The 2577-nt window shown below is 56.7% G+C and carries 1 protein-coding gene; it reads right to left on the bottom strand.

Annotation, left to right across the window (positions count from 1 at the left end):
- Positions 1 to 42: 42 nt before the first annotated feature.
- Complete coding sequence (locus RSSM_RS01670; protein WP_008673812.1) at positions 43 to 2091, bottom strand: alpha-L-fucosidase; 2049 nt, start codon at positions 2089 to 2091, stop codon at positions 43 to 45.
- Positions 2092 to 2577: the final 486 nt, after the last annotated feature.

Below are 2577 nucleotides of genomic sequence, written 5' to 3'. Positions count from 1 at the left end.
AAAACGCATCCCCCCCACACCAAAACAACATCCCGCGCCCCTTCAACCCGGCCTACATCGCTCCGCAATCCCTCTTTTCAATCCTCCAAAAAACCGCGCATCCGCCCAAACCGAATGATCCGAATGCGGTCCATCTCCCGCATCCGTCGTCAACAAACGAACATGCTGCGTCCCTTCCGGAAACGCCACACGGATCTCACGCCCTGGATCGCTCCCCTTCATCTTCGGGCTCGTGTAAATCGTTTCCCACTCCTCCTCCGACGCATCCGCCGCACGGTTCACCTGCACCAGGAACACCGCCGTACCTTTATCCTTGACATGGTCTTCGATCCCGATCGTCGCCTCCAATCCTGTCGCCTCAGGAAACTCCGACATATCAAAATCGGCATTCCCCCGTTTCGTAATCCCAACCGGACATACGAGAAGACCATGTTGGAACGTCACACCGCCAACCACGATCTCGCCACCGATGTAATTGTTATCCCGGCGAACCCCGTTGTGTGCTGACTCGCGACTCGTATCCACGCCGCTCAGGTACGGGTACGCAGACGCATAAACTCGCTTGATCGGATCGCACTCGTAAACAGCCAACCGGCGAATCTCAGGCGTCCCACTCACCGAATCGAGACAACGAAATCGAATCCGATTCGTTGTGACCGGACGCACCCGGTCGATCTTCTTATGCCCGATCGTTTCGTACCCTGGATTCGGATTGTACGGCGACCATCCGATCAGTTTATTCTTCGGGACTAGCGTTTCCCACTCGCCATCGACCAACGCCTCCAACGTGTACTTCGCAACACGTTGCCCGTTCGCAATGTTCTCCATCGTCACTACGGTATTGATGCGGTGCGGTTGCTCCCAAGCCAACTCCACGACATCGCCGACGACCACATCGTTCTGCTCGGCAACCGGATTCGAGAAGCGATTGCGGATCTCATCGCCGAGAGCTTTCGCAGCAGCAACAAAGTCATCCGGAATCAAACCACGATCATCCGGCGGCAGATTGATGATCGTGTTCGCCCCCAACCCCGCCGTGCGATAATAAAGATCCACGTGCTCCCACGACGAACGCGGATACGTCTTCTTGAGATGATCCGGGTGCCAGAACCATCCACCGTAATGGAAGCCGGAATTCGTCGTACACTCACGCACTCGCCAGTATTTACCGAACGGATCCCCACGACGAACATCCGTTTCCAGCAGCCCATAATTGTTCTTCACTGAAACATCCTTCGCCCCCGCCGCCGGCCGCGAATAGTTCGTCCCGTCGACCGTGTTGACCGCGTTCCACATCGGGTACACGACATGGCCAGTCTCGTTGCCAGGAACCCAAGTTTCCGGCCCCATAAACACCATCTCAGGCTGCAACTCGGCAGCCAACTCAGTCGCCGCCCGCCAAACGCCGTCAGGGTCCGTCGCATCCCAGTGGTCTGACCACATGAACGCGATCGGCCCGTAGTTAGTCAGCAGTTCCCGCATCTGACCCAGCTGGACTTGCTTAAAAACTTCTTTACGAGACTGATCGCTCAACGCCTCGGCCACCGCCTTCTCGCGTTCCTCTCCCCAACCGATCGTACCCTTTCGCGACGCGAGCGCCGTGTGAGCATCATGGCTAGCGGTGAGATACAACGACGGGTGAAGCCCATGTTTGCGGCACGCGTCAACGAAATCCCGGACGATGTCACCCTTACCGTCCATGTAGGGACTATTCGCAATCGTGTAATCCGTCGTCTTGGAGGGCCATAAACAGAACCCACCCTCATGACGCGCGGTCAAACAGCAGTACTTCGCCCCCATCGACTTCGCGACGACCACCCACTGCTCCGCATCCAACTCCGTCGGATTGAACATCGACGGCGGCTCCTTACCATCACCGTGCTCCTGCCCTGTATAGACATTCAGCCCGTAGTGAATGAAACCACCAACCTCCCAATCAGCAAACCGAATCTGCTTCTCAGAAGGCTTAGCAAGCTCCCGGTCCTGCGCCAAAGCAAACGGAGCAAACAAGAACCAAGACACCACGAGCAAGCCCGCAGCAACCAAGCTACCGAACGACCAACGAACACGAAACAAAAAAGGAACAGACATGGCAGGTGGGGAACCAAAGGAAGGCAGCGGGAGAGAAAACAAACTAACAAACATACGACCGCCCCCACCCCATTTCGCCCAAAAAACGACCGCAAAAAAAGCCCCTCCCCACGATCCCAACAACTCATCCTCCCAAACGAAGTATGGGAGGGTCGCAATACGAGCGTCCAGCAAATAATCCGGCGAGGGAAGAACCCCTGAAACAACCTGGCTCCCCTCGCCCCGCTTCGAGGTTGTGAAATTTGTCGAGGCCGCGTTTTAGCGGGTTTCAGCATTTGAGAACCTCTCCCGAAACGAAGTTTGGGGGGAGGTCGAGCGACGCAGTTCAGGCGTACGTGAGGGAGGGGGCCGAGCATGGGAAGCGGCGCGGATTGCCCTCCCCCGGAAATCTCACTGAACGCTCGCTTTCCGCCCCCTACCAATGGGAGTGCCGCTTGATTAAGAGCAGCATTTGGTAGTGGACGAGGCAACGAGTCCCTTACATTT

This window comes from Aporhodopirellula sallentina SM41 (assembly GCF_000346505.1).
In the GTDB taxonomy this organism is placed as follows: domain Bacteria; phylum Planctomycetota; class Planctomycetia; order Pirellulales; family Pirellulaceae; genus Rhodopirellula; species Rhodopirellula sallentina.
Note: the sequence above shows the minus strand (reverse complement) of the source record. Positions and strands in the feature narration are given on the sequence as shown.

What these genes read in the sequence shown, in the direction of transcription:
- RSSM_RS01670 (WP_008673812.1), bottom strand. Translation starts at nt 2,091, where the DNA reads ATGTCTGTTCCTTTTTTGTTTCGTGTTCGTTGGTCGTTCGGTAGCTTG.